The sequence below is a fragment of the Ferrimonas marina genome, assembly GCF_900129905.1.
Lineage (GTDB): Bacteria > Pseudomonadota > Gammaproteobacteria > Enterobacterales > Shewanellaceae > Ferrimonas > Ferrimonas marina.
Map to the genome: position 1 here is coordinate 485,353 of NZ_FQXG01000003.1, position 15,653 is coordinate 501,005.

The following is a 15,653-nucleotide window of genomic DNA, read 5'->3' on the forward strand; positions in this document are numbered from 1 at the left end:
TTGTTGCGGTGATGGATCAATCTTTGTGTGGCTAGCGATTGTCAGGTTTTGCCGGGGTGCTATCGTCTATTCGTTGAATTGATGGAGTTTGGTATGAATGCAACCATGGCAGAGGCTTGCGCCTCAAGGTCAACCTGGGGCTGCACAGAGCATCTGATCCAGTTACTTGGGGTTGATGTTGAAGCGGTTCACGATGATTACTTCTTTGACGTGATGGCGGGTAGGGTACCCAACCAGTTTCCCAAAGGTCCGGTGGTGGATGATTTCGGCATGAAGGACTGGGGGCATGGTCTGCTAATGCAATCTCATGGTTTCTTTGGCCTGGTAGCGGCGCCTATGGCGGACGCGCTGGCACTGCTACTGCGGGGACAGGTTGTACTGGAGGTCGGCGCCGGCCGGGGCCTTCTGGCCAGGTCCCTGCGTGACAGGCATGTGGAGGTCATTGCTACGGACCGGTCGGAGGGCAAGGTTGACCCGCTCACGGGTACGCATGTAGTAAAGGCCAACGGTAAAGAGGCGGTCCGGCGCTATGGGAAGCAATCCGACGTGTTGCTGCTTGTGTGCCCTGACAGGGCTGAAGACTATGTGGAGGTGATCCGGACCTGGGCGCAACTAAAGGGGGCGGAAGCTCGAGTGATTGTGGTCGGCGAGTCCCCAGGGGGCTGTCATCTGCCGCTGGAAGCTGATGATTACCTGAGATTATGGCCGGATTTCCCTGGGATCCCCTACCGGAGTTACCACCATAGGACGGAGCGTGTGACAGGCTACCTTGCCCAGCAAAGTGCCTGGAGTCAGTGATCCGCAGTGACCGGGGTGTTTGAAGGGGCAGTGGCTACATCGTGGGTGCGGGGTAAGAACCATTAAATATTGCACGGGGGTTTGGGATTTCCCGGCAGAGCTGTTAGCGTAATTAATGTAGCGGTTTTGAGTAGTTTCGTCGTTACAGCAGTGGCCGAGGTCACTGGGGACCGGTGCTCGTGAGGTGTACTGGCCCATCCGGTTCGTCCCGGGTCCAGCATCGCTGGGTAAAAAAGCCGCCTTCTGGCGGCTTTTTTGCGTCTTGTGGTCAGCGGTCGTCCTTATCTAGGTCGCAGTCGCCTTGCCCGACGCAGCCACCACCGCCACCACCGAAACATTGCAAAGCGTTCGCTGCACAAACCGGTGCCTGTACTTGGGTCCAGCTGCCCCAGACACCGGGGGAAGTTTCAGACCGGATCTGGCTACCTGCGGTACAGGTGTAACTCAGAGTGCCAGAGCTGCAGTTAAGTACGGCGGTCTGGCTTTGGAGTTGGGTAAACGTGGCGACGGCATCGACGTATACTGATCGGGTTGTGGAGAGTTTTGATGTGCTGTCGGTGACCCTGACCGTCACAGTGCCCTGGCGTTTACTTTCGCCTGAAGTAGTCCGGGAAATCCCCCAGGTACGCGAATTCCCACTGATGCTGGCAGTGCCTGGGTTGGTGCTGCCGTAGGTCCAGCTGTATGAGCAACTGCCATGAGGGCACGAGGCACTTGCTGAGACCGTAACAGAGGCATAGGCCGAGCCGGAATAGCTACTCACGTGATGCTTACAGCTGGTGCGGTTGCAGGACAGTGACAAGCTGGGGGCTGTATAGCTGGGTGTGGTTGAGCCGCTGCTGCCGGTAACCAGTGGGGTGGAGCTAATATCGCTAGCAGTTGTAACAATGCCACTATGCCATTGCTTGGCCATAGCAACACCGGTGCTGGTTGCGGCAAGTAAGCCCAAAAGAATTAACAGCTGTCGTAACTTCATGACGGCAAATTTCCATGTTAGTCGTTAGATTAATAATATCACTCGAGCTTTGCCAGTCTGGATAATCAACCAAAAATAAGGGTGTTAACGATATATTTACACCTGCGCAACGACTGGTGTCGATAGATTTATTAGACTCTGGATGAGTTTCTATAATCTAATAAGCGAAAGGCAATGTGTCGCGATTATTGGGTTTTTTGTTGGAGTTTATAGCGCTCAAGGAATTTGGCTAGTGCTGGCACAGTAAAAAGCGCAGAGGTTAGGGTAAGTTCCTACTGCGCTTTGTGTCTTGAATAATGAGGTGTGACTCACCAATTATTCCGATGCTTGATGCGTTCTCTGATGGTCAATTGAGCAAGATAGCCAAGCCCTGTTAGAAAAATAATGGGTGGTGCTAAAGTTAAATTGGCAGCCCCTTGGGTGGCCATTGCAAAAATTAATATCATAGTGACAAAGATTCATCATGGTTTTTATCGAGTTTATAATGTCGCCCAGCCGCTTCCCTGAAGGCTTCAATTCGATGGTTCAGATGGTCGATGCTGACGGTATCGAGAGGGGAAAACCGGTCCATTTCGACAATGGCCTTTGCGCAGTCCAGAAGTGGCTGGTGCCAAGTTAGCTTCGGATAGATCTCACTAAGTGCAACAAGCGTTGTTGCAGACCGGTGCAGTCCGTAATAACTCACCTTTGCCTGGTCGAGCCCGACATTTACCAGGTCAAAGGTTTTACGCATGCCGTCCCATACTGCAGCACGCTGGAAAGAAACGGATTTTGCGGCACTTGCCTCAATGGCTTTATCCAAGAGCTCTACGCTTCTTACCAGTTGTTCTTGGGCGCGAAGCATGTAGTAGCTATGCTTTTCAACAGCGTGTTCACGGCGGGCTTGTTGTTGATAGCTACGGTCTAATCCGCTGCCGATATTCTCGATTACTTCAAAATATTGGTCTTTTGCCATGATGTGTTCGTACATGGCCTTTACAGAGTCTTTTACTCGTTCAATATGCTCATCTGGCCGTTTTTTTCCACTGCTATGCTGCATCGCGGTTACATACGCTCTATACTCGCCCTTGTCTGCGTGGTTGATGTAAATCAAGTCCCTTTTGAGCGAATGCATTAGAGTTACATGTCGATAAATTGCTTGAATGTCGAGCTTTGCTGGATCTTCGGGCCTGTTGTCTTCTGTCATTGTTCTGTGCCTGTAGTCGAGAATCTAGTTTGACTTATCTGGTCAATAAAAACCTAAAGGTTGTAGCCGTCAGCGCGATCTCTTTGACTCACAATGTGGCTTTGTGCGGCTTGTTTAAATCGAGATGTTAAGGAGTGCACTAACTTGGGATCTTTAAATGTTCCTTCGCCCTTCCCCAAATAGCTTGAGAGGTTCTTCGCACATTTAGTAATCTCGGAGTCCGAGTTGATGTCGTCAAAGAACTTACTAAGGGAGGCAAGCGACCTGCAGGTTTTCAGTAATTCAATGCACCTTTTGTCATTGACTGGTAACTTGTTGGCCACAATGTTATGGGCGTCACAGAGACCTTGCTTTATAAAAGCAAGTTGATAGTGTTGAGCATCATTAGCAATGGAATTGCGGGCATTGACACCGCAAAGGTGGACCTCTTGCCTCACGCGATCGCCTTCCTTAATGGATGACTGTAACCTCGACGATGCCTTTAAGCGATTGGTTCGCTGTCGCAATGAGGAGAGCCAATTGGTGGTCTTGTTATCGAGGTTAAATAGGATTTGGGTTTGGGATTCCGCTTCCGATGCATGTTCCTCAAGCCCTTCAAGGCTTTTTTCCAACAAGGAAAAGTGGGTGTTGTCAGGCCGGTGTAACTTGAAATAGCCTTTGCCAATCATGCTGACCTCAATGGCTTGCGTGGGGTCTGCCCAGACTGGAACGCGGCTCTTCTCTATCAGATTGTCCAGCATGTACAGTTGGTCGTGGATCTTGTCGAGGTCTGTCATTCCGGTTCCCTATTGGGCATTTTGAGCAGATGCCAGTTGCCTGGCACGGTGTGCGTCATTACGTTGTTCGATCAAGCACGGTCGGGGTACGCTGATCCCGGTTTCTAATGACACCCGGTCATCGCCGACAACATCGAGAAACGTTGGTAGCGGGAAGTCGCCCTGGCCCAGGTGCCAGTGCAGATCGCGAGCGGTGCCCATCAGGCCGTCGCACAGATGGTACATGCGTGGCTGTAGGGCCATGAATTCGGCCAGGTGATGGTGAGGGTTCTGGTGCGTCTCCAGGCCGGCAACAACGGCGTGGCTGAAGTCAAAACAAAAGCCGATATCCAAGCACTCCAGGAAGCGGCTAATGCTGTCCGGGGTGTTTCCCAAGTGGTTGGCCGACCGTCCCGAACTTGCTGGAACATTCTCAATGGCGATGCGGGGGTCGTTCAACACGTGGAGGAACTCGATGTTGGCGTCCAGCGCATTGGGTCCGTGATTGAGCCCAGGGTGGATGATGATGGTGTCCGAGTCGCAGATATCCGCGAGGGAAAAGCTGTCGTTAAGCCTATCGAGGTTCGCTTTCCAGTTGTATCGACGGGCCGGGTCAAAGTCATCGCCGATGTGCGGGGCGTGGACAACCCGGATGAATGGCATTAGGGCATTGAGCCGCAACTGCGGGAACCCTTGAAGGGCCCCGGGGCGCACGTAGGCCTCAAGGTAATCAAATTCCCCTTCACGGAGTGCTTTGATCGCAGATTCGAACAGCTCTTCGTTGTGCAGGTTGTCCAGATAGAGTTTAAGGCCAATCGTCGGCATTCCTGAGCACCAATAATTATGTCTAATACTTAATTCTACCGTGGGCATCTGTTCCACCGTCTAACTGCGCTGCGGTATTGGTTGGTTGAGGGGGTGGCGCTGTGGTAAAAAAGAGAAGTTAAACAGGGAGTTTTGAAGATGGAACGTAGTGCAGTGATAGCGTCGTCGCTTGAGCAGGGGTGTTCATTGGTGCAGGCCATATTCAGTGCCAATGGATTGAGGGTCCGACCAGGTCCGCCAGCAGTTTCCCGTGAGCGTTTGATCCGGTTGGCCAGAGAGATCCGCAGTGGAGAATCCCCTTCCCTTGGTGGGTTGGACGGTGAATTGGCAGACTTGACCAAGCTGGGCCTTCGTAAGGCCGATGTCCAAGATTTGCTGAAGGGTGCTGCGTTTGATCAGGTATTGGATATCGCGAAGGCCCGTAAGGGGAAGCGACAGCGAGCCAGTGGCCTTGCCTCTTTTATGTCTGAGTTCGAGACCTGGTGGTGCAGTGCCTTTGGAGACACTGGCTTGCCATACCACAAGCACCTGGCCGGCTTGGCCAATGCGCGCCTGCCATACCCAGGCGGTGAGCTGAAACGTCGTCTGGCCGGCTACAGGGCGGTGAAGCAATACTCAAACCAGGACCTGATGTGGGCGCTGATAGATCGGGACAAGCTCAATGCAAAGCAGGGGCGGGTGCGCTACATCAAGGACAAGTTGGCCGGTGAAGGGGTTGTGTTGCCGCCGAAGGTGAAGTTACGTGTTCAAGCCAGCTTCGCTGAGGCACCCATTCAGGTCTCGCTAAACGGCGTAGATATCTGTATTGCGCTTCCGTCCGCCGGTCCGTTGCAGATAGACGGCCAGTGGCCCGAGTTGTGGTTGCAACTGAGCCGTTGCTTCGACCAGTTAAGCCAAAGTCTGGGCTTTGAAGGGATAGTTGAGTGGCAAGAATGGGTCAGGCAGTTTCCGCGATCTATGGTACTGAGCAGGAGTGATTACGAAAGGCTGAAGACGAAGGGGCAGGGTAAGGCCCAGGAAGCCATCAAATTCACTCTGTCCTGGCCAGGGCGAGGGGGTGCCCATCAAGGCCTATCGGAGCACGTGGATGCACTGGAGCGGCTGAACAACGCAGCCAAGAACACGGACCAGCTTAGCTACTTCCAGCGAAAACTGATCTACAGGGTGAAAAGAGAGTGCTTGGCTGAGTCTATGGCGCGGGGACAAGCGAGGCTGCTTGCGTTGGTGTGTCGTCGCGAAGAAGAACAACTCGGTTTACCCGATCTTAGGCCGGCCAGGGAATGGTGGCCGAAGTTCGTTGGCGCCATGGGGCGTGCACCTGAGGGACCAGTGAGAGCACTGGTGCTGGATGCCGCACAAGAGGCTTCCGTGAGCCTGGAAGCCGGTAGTGTGGCGCCAGTGGCGCGGGTTGATGACTTCCTCTGTGCGTTGACCCGGGGAGCATGGGCAGGACTGCGTGACACACCGTTGTTCGCCCTGTCGTTGGCTCTTTGGCGGGTCGACAACATGGCCGAGTGGTTCGATCCGTCGGCCTATAGTCGGGCTTTTGCTCATCATGGATGGTCAACCGGGGGGGAGTGGGATCCCAGGCATCGCATCCAGCGCTTAGTGGGTACTGGTGCGATGGATGTGGTTGAGTACGAGCTAGACGGCCGAGTGTTCCATTTACCCAAAGCCAAAGCTGTGGCCCATCTGATACCGATGATCCGGGAGCGGACCCTGCAACTGCGCCACGTCAATGATCTGGAGTACCGGTTCGGCAGGCAGCACCGTTACTGCACTGTCGATATGAAGCAGTTGAGGGCGGATCTAGCCCTACTGGGCCTGCAGAGTGCCATCTAGTCCGAGTTTTTAGGCCCGCTCGTTCGCTTGGTGGGGTGTACCACCAAATGCCAACAGGTTGTAGAGTTCGCGGATCTTGCCCTCATCCCAGAGGGCCGACTCGCGATGGGCAAACTTGGTGCGCAAGAAACGGTGACGCTCGGTGCGGTTGAGATCATCCCAGTAAAGGCCATGCAAGGGCATTTGATTGGTCCAGAACATTTCCAGGCCAGTCAGGCGCTGCTGGCCATCAATGAGCCAACCGGAGAAACGCACCGGTCCATTATCGTCCCACTCGGAGGCATGGATGTTAAACGTCCCGATGTCGATGCCCACACAGACGCTGTGCAAAAACCGTTGTTGCTGATCTGGAGCCCATACAGCCTGGCGTTGGAACTCAGGCAGCGGGAATCCGCAAGCGTAGCGCTTGCCCGGGCATTCGTCGTAGCGCCCTTTATCACCGTCTTGCTTGAGGTGATTGATCAGGTTCTCATGCAGAAACTGCAACGACGTTTCGTGAGTTTTGCCCGCGTCAATGGGTTGAGGGAGACGGTATTCCATGATCCGGCCTTGAGTTGAAGTGTTGGCGGTATATTAAAGTATATTGCTGGTCTGCGCAATGACTTCGACCAGAGTCATGGCCAGCTTGGCTTCAGGGCCGATTTGCGCAATGTAGATCGGCCCTCCGGTAAAATGAAGACATCGAGTAGTGCGGCAATTGGGGCCGCTAAGGATGTCTTATGTTTAGGAAGCATTATGTTGGTTGGGCCGTATTGCCGCTGTTGGCGGCGTGTAGCGGTGATCCCACCATTGCTGAGACTCCCCAACTTCCCGAGGTGCCGGAGCCGGCGCCCATTTGCTCGGTACCGGAGACCCAAAGTGAGAACCGGGCCGACGGCTCGGTCTGGGAGCAAGCCTGTACCGATGACGGTAACTGGGGTGCTTGGTTGATGGTGCAGCCGCCATGGGAGTGCACCCCGAATGCCATGGAGTCTGACAGTCGAGACGACGGCTCAGTATGGGAGCGTTCCTGTAGTGCGGAGGGCGCTTGGGGCGGATGGGAGATGACCATCGAGCCCTGGGAGTGCTTTCCGGGAGACGAAGAACAGGAAGTCCGTTCTGACGGCTCGACCTGGTCCAGGAACTGTACCGATAGTGGCCGTTGGCCGGTGTGGGAGATGCTGATCCCGCCGGCGACCCGGGATGTCGAATTGAGCTTTAACCACCCTGCTAGCATGCTGGTTGGCCAGTCTCTGGTGGGTCCTTCCTCGGGACCGGGGATGAGTGAATACCTCTCTACTGATGAGTACGTGTTGTTCATCAACGGTGAGCAGGCACAGGTCGACCCGTTCTCCATTCATGGCAAAGTGGTCGTTGAGTTGACTACCGGTGACGTGGTACGGGTCGAGTCCAAGTACAAGCAGCCGCTCAACCTGGCCAAGATGTCCGGTACCTATGTGGTGGAGGGCGAGGCTCTGCTGGATGGATTTGCAGTGCAGTTGCCAGTGGATCTCTCCAACACTGACTTCACCTGGGTAACCATTGAGGACAATGGTGAAATCGACAATGTGAAGGTACTTGGAGAAGAGGTTGACCGGGTCGGTGAGGACTATTGGCATACCTTCGTGCCGAAGGACAACGAGTACGATGCCGAGATCCTGACTGATCAAACCGTGTTTACCATCGACAAGGTAATTGCAGAAGGTGAGAACCAGAACTACCAGGTGCCGAAGGCTGACGATGATATCGATGCCGATGAGTTCTGGTGGATCCGTGATGAGAGCATTCATGGCCAGAAGTTTGAGCGTCATTGGGACAAGATCGTAGCGGCCGGCCGTGCCTTTGGTGCTCTGCATCGCGACGGTTTCGTCGTCACCTGGGGCAGTAGCGGCCGTGGCGGAGACAGTTCTGCCCATGCCGATCTGCTTGCGGACGGTGTGAAGGACTTGTTTGCCCTGACCGAAGGGATGGTGGCTCTGCGAAATGATGGCCAGGTGGTCGTCTGGGGCGATGCCAGTAAGGGGGTCGACGCCTCTGCTGTGGCGGATGAGCTCTACGACATCACCAAGATCGTGGTCGGTACCGATGCTGTGGCCGCCATCCGCGCCGATGGTCGGGCCTTTGCCTTTGGTAACGTTGAGAAGGGCGGTGACAGCACTGCGGTCCAGGAACAACTGGTTGACGTGGTTGATGTGTTTGCCGGGGACAACGCCTTTGCGGCGCTGCGCAGCGACGGAACCGTCGTGACCTGGGGTGATCCGGACAAGGGCGGCGACAGCTCTGTGGTGCAGGACCAGCTCGTGGATGTTATCCAGATCTTCGGTAACAGCACCACCTTCACTGCCCGAACCCGTGATGGCCGGTTCGTGGCTTGGGGCGCGTACCCGGATCTCACTTCGATTGAGCACCAGATGCCGGAGTTGATCCGTATCAATCATAACCAAGATGCCTTTGTGGGTACCCTGCGTGATCACTCCTTGATTGCCTGGGGCCGCCCGGATGTGGGTGGTGACATCAGCGAGTTTGATCATGAGCTGTATGACATCGTTCAGACCGCGGCCTCCCGTTGGGCCTTCGCTGCACTGCGTAGGGACGGCGCGGTATTCACCTGGGGCAGTGGCTCCTACGGCGGTGACACCAGCCTGGTGGACCACCAGTTGTTTGACGTGAAGAAGTTGGTTGGCGTCCCGTACGCGATCACCGCAATCCGTGATGATGGCACCCTGATCCCCTGGGGCGGGGTGAACCGCTGCGGCGACCTGCCAGACGGCGTGGAGTCCATCCCGGATGTGGTGGACGTGGGGTCGTCACTGTTTGCCTGTGTCGCGATCCACTCCGACGGAACCACGACCTCCTGGGGCGACCGGGTCTACGGTGCCAACCAGGACAATGTCGAGCACATGCTCGAGCAGGTTGTGAAGGTGTATGGTACCCAGCAGGCCGTAGTAGCCTTGCGGGCCGACGGCCAGATGGTCTCTTGGGGCCGTGGCGGTAATGGTGGTAACTCCGACTCCGTGGCTCACATTATCCGCCCTCAGCTGTGGGCTGAAGAGCAGGCAGCGGCGGAGTCCGAATCCCCGTAAGGGCTTTGGAGAAAAGGCGCCCAGTGGCTATTCGTTGCTAGGCGCTTTTTTTTTCAGATAGTGGTGAGGCGCCAGTGGCGCAGACACAGAAAGCCCAGCCCTGTGCAATAGGTGGTCGCAAGCACAGCGGCTGCGACAACATGGCCGCCAGCCACCAGTAGGCCGGTAAATGACGCCGCAATGCCGAGTCCATGCCAGGAAAAGAATCGATGCATCAACTGCTCTGTACGAGCCAGCTGAACCAGGCGTAGCGCTACAATGTGGTTCGGGGTGTGCAATGGCATGGGCATTTAAACCTTCGTGAACCAGGCCTGTCAGCATCCGGCCAGGTGCTGGCCAATGGGTGGATTTACCTGCGGGCCAGCGCTACCTGTTTGCGGTGGTCAGAGAGCCAGCCTTCCAGTGACATGGTGACGGCGCAGGCGTTGGACCCGCCGATGACGACCGAAGGATCGGTCTGTGGCAGTAAGTAGTACCAAGACTTAGCCTTGAACAAATCGTCATGCTCAATAACGAAGTCGCGCATTTGCTGGTTTACTTCTTCGGCCCTTACGATGCCAAACGCCCCCACGCGGTTGCCCATTTGGTCCCGGATCTTGGACTTCAGCCGTTCGAGCTCTTCGGCTTTGAGCCTGGACAGGAAGTAGCTTAGCTGGGGTTTCGAGCGAATGCGGCCGCTTTCGATGCTGTTCTGAATTGCCCGGCGCAGGCGCACTGGCAGGCTGGTTTCCTTTCCCTGGGTCATCGAATAAATATCCTTAATTACTGCAGATAACCCGTTCACTTTACGACAGTTCTTCGCCTGTAGCCATCCGTCGCTGGATGCAAATCCCGAAGGTGTGAGTCATGCCTCGGATTTGGTATTAAAAACGGATGTTAAGCATGGGCATTGCCGGCTTCCTGTTTTAGCCAGTCCATGGTGTCGCCGATGAGTGTGGCATTCCCCCTTTCTAGGCGCTTGCACAAAGAGGTCCGGCTGCACGGCAGCAAGTAACGGTCACGAACCCATTGTGCCTGTTGTTGTTGGGTAGTCTTACCGCTGTAGCGCTGGGCTAACAGGGCCTGTGCTTGCTTGGGTTGTAAGCGGCTAAGTTCGAGGTTCAGTAATCGGCAGAGTAGGGGGGTTGAGCTTGGGAGGCCTAGCGCATCTCGGTCTAGTTGCAAGGCTGGCCTCAGGGCGTTGAGATTCAGCGCCGTGGGGTCCAGGCGTGCGAGCCCGATGCCGATATGGGCATCTACCCTGGGCTCCTGGGGCTGCCTGCGCAACGAAAGCAAGTTCAGCTTGAGCAGAAAGGCCACATCCAGCGTGGTGGTCGCCGTTGGCATCAGCAGTTGGAGCCGATCAGCGGTGTGATGCAGGCATTGGCCACCCAACTCGCTCAGGCAGTGGTCCAGTACCCCAGCGGTGGCCCGGTGCACCAGGCGATCCGTACTGTGGCCAGTCATACCCAATAGCGCTGCCGTCAGGACGATTGGCCGGCCAGGGCCGGACATAGAGGCCCTCACCCGATCGCCTCAGGTTCGTCATGGTATGGCTGCTTGCACAGTTCAATCACCGGCTGCTTGCCCTCAAAGTGGAACGATGCTGCCGGATCCCAGCTGTACTCCGCGGTCGTCCTTTGCTCGAAAGCATCGTCGTCGGCCTCAGGTGGGTAGCCAAGGGCGTTGCTGGCGACCAGGGTGTCACCCATCCGGTATTGTTTGACGATGTGGGTGTGGCCATGAAGCACCAATTCGGGTTGGTTTACGGCCATCCACTGGTTGAGATCGGAATAGAACCCTTTGGCACGGATCATCTCATTGCGGCTGTAGTTGGCAGGTTGCAGCGGCAACCCCTTGACGGAAGGCGCGTGGTGGATGAGGGCAACCACTGGGTATTCCGGGTGCCTGGCGCGCAGCTCGGAGATGGCCTGCGACATAGCGTCTAGGCACATGAGATGCTCGGCGTACGAGTCTTTGTAGTTAAAATGTCGGCCAGTTTCAGGGTTGGCAATGATCCACTTGTGATCGACGGAGTGTCGGTCGATGCGCTTACCGTCAATGGGGTTTTTGCCAGCGGAGTACCAGCAGGTAGTGCCGACGAAGTGGATACCGGCAATGGTCTTGCCGACCTGGGTGCGTAAATCCAGTAAGTGCACGTTATGGAGTTGATGGCGGTGGAGGAATGCCTGCCAATTTACTGCGGCTTCCGCCAGAACTTGCTCGAAATACTCATGGTTACCGAGGATCATCAGCGTCGGTTTACCGGTGTCATTGATCTCTTGCAGCAGCGGTAGCGCATCTTGCGGATAGCCGTTGGTGATGATGTCACCCGGGAGTACAAAGCCATCGAAGAGGCTAAGATCAACGCCCAGTGAGGTTAGGGTGGTGGGCTTGCCGGTCTTGGCGGTGTGGATGTCAACGTGGAGATCGTTGGCAAAGAAGAAGCGAGGGTTAGGTTCAGGCATCATATCAACGTGTTGCTGGACAGCTTGTGCCTAATGTACCGGAACTGGTTAAAAAGCAAAAATTAAGGGTGCCAGTGGGCACCCTTAATTGGTGGCTGGCTACTCTGGCGTGTAGCGGGTTACGGTCACGCTGCCAATCACGGTAAACCCTCGGCTTGGATCGTTGGCGTCGACGAAGCGGAACGTTGGGGTGATCTCCCCTTCAACACTGTCGTCCACATCGATACGAAGGCGGAACAGCGCGTTGTTACCGCCAAGCACTTGCCGGCCTTCAGAGATGAGGGTGTAGTGCTGAGGCACATTGTCCAGACCGCCAGTTGGGAAGGTCAGTGAGGCGGCCAGCCCGCTGGAGTCATCAGCGCCCAGGTCCTGGAAGATGAAGCCCTGATCGGTCAGGTTAACCAGCGCGTACATGCCAAGGTCTACGTGGCCGGCTTCGCCATAGGGTAGGGCCAGGCTGACACTGACGAAGTCATGGTGCGGGAACGGATAGGTGGTGCAATCCGGGGTAAAGATGCTGGCCTCAGCTGCACACCGCAACACGATAATGTCGTCCATCTGGCGCTGGAACCAGGTGAAGTCCTTCGAGCCGTCACCGTTAATGGCGTAGGACCACATCATCGTGATGTCGTCGAAATCCGGCGAATACGACAGCATGTGTGGGAGCGCCATCATAAATCTCTGATCGTCAGGGTCGGCACCTGAGCTGGCGACGATAATCCCCCCTTTGCCGGTGCCGCCAGCACCGGCGTTGGCGTAGGCATCGACACTGATCAGATCGTCGGTTCCAATATCGGGCACCTCGGCCGGGTCGGTCAGAGCAAAGTTGCGGATGAACGTGTCTGGGTAGCGAATGAACTTGGTGTGGTTGGTTTCCTCTTCAGTCCAGTTCTCAACGGTAAAGCCGGACGCGTAACCGTGGTTCCTGTAGAGGTTAAAACGGAACGTGGCGTCGCCAGCGGTGTACTCAAGCAACTCGTCAGGGGATGCTGTGACAAAGGCCAATCCTGAGCGGCGGTATTCCGGCTCAATGACCAGTGCATTGTGGTTGCTTGCCAATAAGTTGCCCTGTTCATCGTGGTAGGTGTATTGGATCCCGTTTGGATCCAGGGCGGATTGCTGCAGGCCTGTCAACCAGAAGCTACCGCGGGGGCCGGGTTCAACCTGAACCTTCTGGCCATCGACAGCAATAGCGACTCCTTCGGGGTTGAAGCGGTAGGTCCCGTCCTCAAAGCTCACCAGGATTTCAACCAGCTTCTTCTCACCCACTGACAGGGACACCGGGTGTCCATCGGGCTTGCCGAAGATGGTCATTTGGGCCATCTGAGGCGGTGCCTCCACCGTCAGTGTGGTGGTAAAGGTGTGATCGCCAAACTCAGCGGTGAGGGTAATCGTCCCTTCTTGGTGGCCGCGGATATAGGGCACCGTGGTGGTGTCGATGCTGGCGATGCTGACGTCGGAGCTGGACCAGGTTATGTTACCGGTTGGGATGTATTCCGAACCATCGCTAAGCAGGGTATGGAGTTTAATGATGGTGGGATCGCCAACCCATAGGTGACCTGGGTTGCTCGACTGAACCTCGATCCAGCCGGAGCTGACCTCAGCATTGAGGACATTCACCATCAAGCTATGTTCGAGGCCGCGGTAGTAAGCAGTGATCTCGGCTTGTCCTGTAGCAATCGCATGCAAACGAACCTGGCCATCACTCAGACTGATCTTGGCGATACTGGGGTCGCTGACCACCCATTGCGAGGCCAGTTGTTGCCAGGACTCACTGCCATCCTCAAACACGACGTGGAGACGCAGTTCTGGTGTGTCTCCGGGGCTCATTAGGGTACCCGCCTCTGTAGCGATTTCGATGCTGATTGGGGCGGCCAGGCGCACATGGGCGCTGGCAGAGCTGGCAATGGTCGGGTCGTCCAGGTGTGTAGCGGTGAGATGGGCGTTGCCTGGCTTATGGGCAAAGAAGCGAGCTGGTTGCACCTCAGAGATGATCTCCGGTGCGTCGACAGACCATTCAAATGCTGATGGGTCGGCGTCGATCACGGTGCCGTCAGAAAGTCGGAACTGAGCGCTAACGTCGGTATAAGCGCGAGCGTGACTTTCAATAGAAGCTGGGCTGATCACCATTGCGCTGATGGTAGTGCCTGTGGTGGTCCAGTTGATCAGGTTCGAGCTGACTGCGCCGAATTCAACCCAGACGTCAGCTGTTCCTGGGGCCTGGGTGATGTAGGCGCCGGTATCCGCGTCAATGACACCAGGGTCGGAGCTGTAGAGGGAAACACTGCGGCTGATGTCTTGGACCTTGCCGGAGGAGAATGTGGCAACGGCTTTGGGGTAGGCTTTAAGGCCGGCAGGCAACGCGGTCAGGCTTGAGCCTGAGGGGGTTGGGCTGACAGAAAGGTCGAGCGCCAGCAGGGTATCATCGCTGACGGTCATGTCGATATCCGCCAGCAGGCCTTGGGATTCCGCGGTGATTTTGGCCACCCCGGGGGCAATCGCGGTAACCACTCCGTCGGCGTCGACGCTGGCTACAGCGGGATCGGTTGACTGCCAGTTGCTGATGGCGACAGGCTGGAGTGTGTTGTTGTCGGCAGAGCCAAACGCTTCGACCCGGGTTGATGTGCCGGTAAAGAGGTTTTCAGTGGGGGCGGTAACGCCCAGGGACACCACGGCCATTGGGTTCACTATTACAGTGTGTACCGCCTCTATGCCGTTGCTGGTCGTTGCTGTGATGTCGGCCGTGCCGGCTTTCATGCCAAGTACCAGACCACCAGGAGTGACATCGGCAACCGCCGGGTCGCTGCTGGTCAGGGCAGTGGCATTCATGTCTTGGTAAGTGCCATCGTTGTACTCAATCTGCGCCACGATAGGCGCAAAGGTATCCTCTACCAGCTGGTCTGGTGCACTTACGAACTGGATTGCTACGGCTTGCAGTGTAGCGGTGATCTCGACAGCAACACTGGCTGTCAGTTCTGCGGCGTTGACGGTGAGGTTGGCGGTACCAGGCGACACGGGTTGAAGGGTCACGCTCCCGGGGGTTGGGTGGACAGTGAAGATGGCAGGGTCGCTTGAAAGCCATTGGCCGGCGTCCGTTAATGCGGTCTGCTCCTGGTTGCTCCAGCTAAGCAGGGCCTCGACGGTGGTGCTGCTGTTATCAGCAATAATTATCTGCTCTACTGCAGCACCTTGCTGGCCAATAGCGAGAAATTGGGCCACCGGTACTTCAAACGCCACGGTGGTGGAAGCCTCTGCATCCAGGTACTGGTAGTAGACCGTGACGTGACCGGCTTGTTCAGATGCAAGGGTGGCTTCATTGCCGTTTGCGCTGAGGGAAGCGGTGCTGTCGTTTTGCAGCCGCCAACTGCCCTGGCCAATGATGTCGACCGGCTGACCATCGGAAGTGGCGCTTGCTGACAAAGCTATCGGCAAGCCGGCCCACTGGGTTTCAGTGTCGGCTTCGATGGTAATGGCGATCTCCGTCGGCGGTGGCGGAATTACGATGGGTTCTGACGGCGCGGAACCGCCGCAACCGAGCAATAAGCAGGAAAGCAGCCCTGCCAGTAGCCAATGTCGAGTCATATGTTCACCAGCAACAATAGTTTACTTCTGGCTACCAATATATCGCGGCGGGGTATTAGGGGTCAGAAAACAACCGTAGAAACCGAACGAAAATGCCGAATAGAACGTCGACCGCGATTCAACATGGTCAATTGCCTGGCGGAGGTGTGACCGTGAGCGTTTTACTGGGGGTGTGGCGGA

At 56.1% G+C, this 15,653-nt stretch carries 11 protein-coding genes; 4 read left to right on the forward strand and 7 right to left on the reverse strand.

The genetic code is table 11. The features are described 5' to 3' along the window. Nucleotides 1-93: 93 nt before the first annotated feature. Entirely contained in the window at nucleotides 94-798 is a 705-nt protein-coding gene (locus BUC04_RS09695) for a class I SAM-dependent methyltransferase (RefSeq protein WP_067655162.1), read from the forward strand. 1,418 nt (nucleotides 799-2,216) lie between these two features. Here the strand turns inward: BUC04_RS09695 and BUC04_RS09700 are convergent. The 3 genes from BUC04_RS09700 to BUC04_RS09710 are packed head-to-tail and all read right to left on the reverse strand — an operon-like array spanning nucleotide 2,217 to nucleotide 4,540. Next, nucleotides 2,217-2,960 carry a hypothetical protein gene (locus tag BUC04_RS09700; protein ID WP_067655159.1) on the reverse strand — a complete coding sequence of 248 codons (744 nt, stop codon included), beginning with the start codon at nucleotides 2,958-2,960 and terminating at the stop codon, nucleotides 2,217-2,219. A 53-nt stretch (nucleotides 2,961-3,013) separates the two neighbouring features. Continuing rightward, the gene (locus BUC04_RS09705) at nucleotides 3,014-3,736 is read right to left on the reverse strand and encodes a hypothetical protein (protein ID WP_067655156.1); all 723 of its coding nucleotides are present in this window, start codon (nucleotides 3,734-3,736) and stop codon (nucleotides 3,014-3,016) included. A gap of 9 nt (nucleotides 3,737-3,745) precedes the next feature. After that, entirely contained in the window at nucleotides 3,746-4,540 is a 795-nt protein-coding gene (locus tag BUC04_RS09710) for a sugar phosphate isomerase/epimerase family protein (protein ID WP_067655153.1), read from the reverse strand. 138 nt (nucleotides 4,541-4,678) lie between these two features. Here BUC04_RS09710 and BUC04_RS09715 point away from each other — a divergent pair, with 138 nt between their 5' ends. Continuing rightward, nucleotides 4,679-6,382: a hypothetical protein gene (locus BUC04_RS09715; RefSeq protein ID WP_143165657.1), complete on the forward strand. Its 1,704-nt coding sequence runs from the start codon at nucleotides 4,679-4,681 to the stop codon at nucleotides 6,380-6,382. A gap of 9 nt (nucleotides 6,383-6,391) precedes the next feature. Here BUC04_RS09715 and BUC04_RS09720 read toward each other — a convergent pair whose 3' ends face one another. Continuing rightward, a complete protein-coding gene (locus tag BUC04_RS09720; RefSeq protein ID WP_082766545.1) occupies nucleotides 6,392-6,922 on the reverse strand; it encodes a DUF262 domain-containing protein in 531 nt (176 codons plus the stop codon). A gap of 179 nt (nucleotides 6,923-7,101) precedes the next feature. Between BUC04_RS09720 and BUC04_RS09725 the strand changes: the two genes are divergently transcribed. Further along, nucleotides 7,102-9,444, forward strand: a complete 2,343-nt coding sequence (locus tag BUC04_RS09725; protein WP_067655144.1) for an RCC1 domain-containing protein — start codon at nucleotides 7,102-7,104, stop codon at nucleotides 9,442-9,444. A gap of 349 nt (nucleotides 9,445-9,793) precedes the next feature. Here the strand turns inward: BUC04_RS09725 and BUC04_RS09730 are convergent, their stop codons facing one another. Further along, entirely contained in the window at nucleotides 9,794-10,189 is a 396-nt protein-coding gene (locus BUC04_RS09730) for a hypothetical protein (protein ID WP_067655142.1), read from the reverse strand. A 482-nt stretch (nucleotides 10,190-10,671) separates the two neighbouring features. Between BUC04_RS09730 and BUC04_RS23660 the strand changes: the two genes are divergently transcribed. Next, entirely contained in the window at nucleotides 10,672-10,899 is a 228-nt protein-coding gene (locus tag BUC04_RS23660; RefSeq protein WP_143165658.1) for a hypothetical protein, read from the forward strand. Nucleotides 10,900-10,946: 47 nt separating this feature from the next. On the opposite strand, the gene BUC04_RS09740 is transcribed toward BUC04_RS23660, so the two are convergent. Further along, nucleotides 10,947-11,894 carry a metallophosphoesterase family protein gene (locus tag BUC04_RS09740; RefSeq protein ID WP_067655133.1) on the reverse strand — a complete coding sequence of 316 codons (948 nt, stop codon included), beginning with the start codon at nucleotides 11,892-11,894 and terminating at the stop codon, nucleotides 10,947-10,949. A gap of 96 nt (nucleotides 11,895-11,990) precedes the next feature. Then, entirely contained in the window at nucleotides 11,991-15,473 is a 3,483-nt protein-coding gene (locus BUC04_RS09745; protein ID WP_143165659.1) for an Ig-like domain-containing protein, read from the reverse strand. Nucleotides 15,474-15,653: the final 180 nt, after the last annotated feature.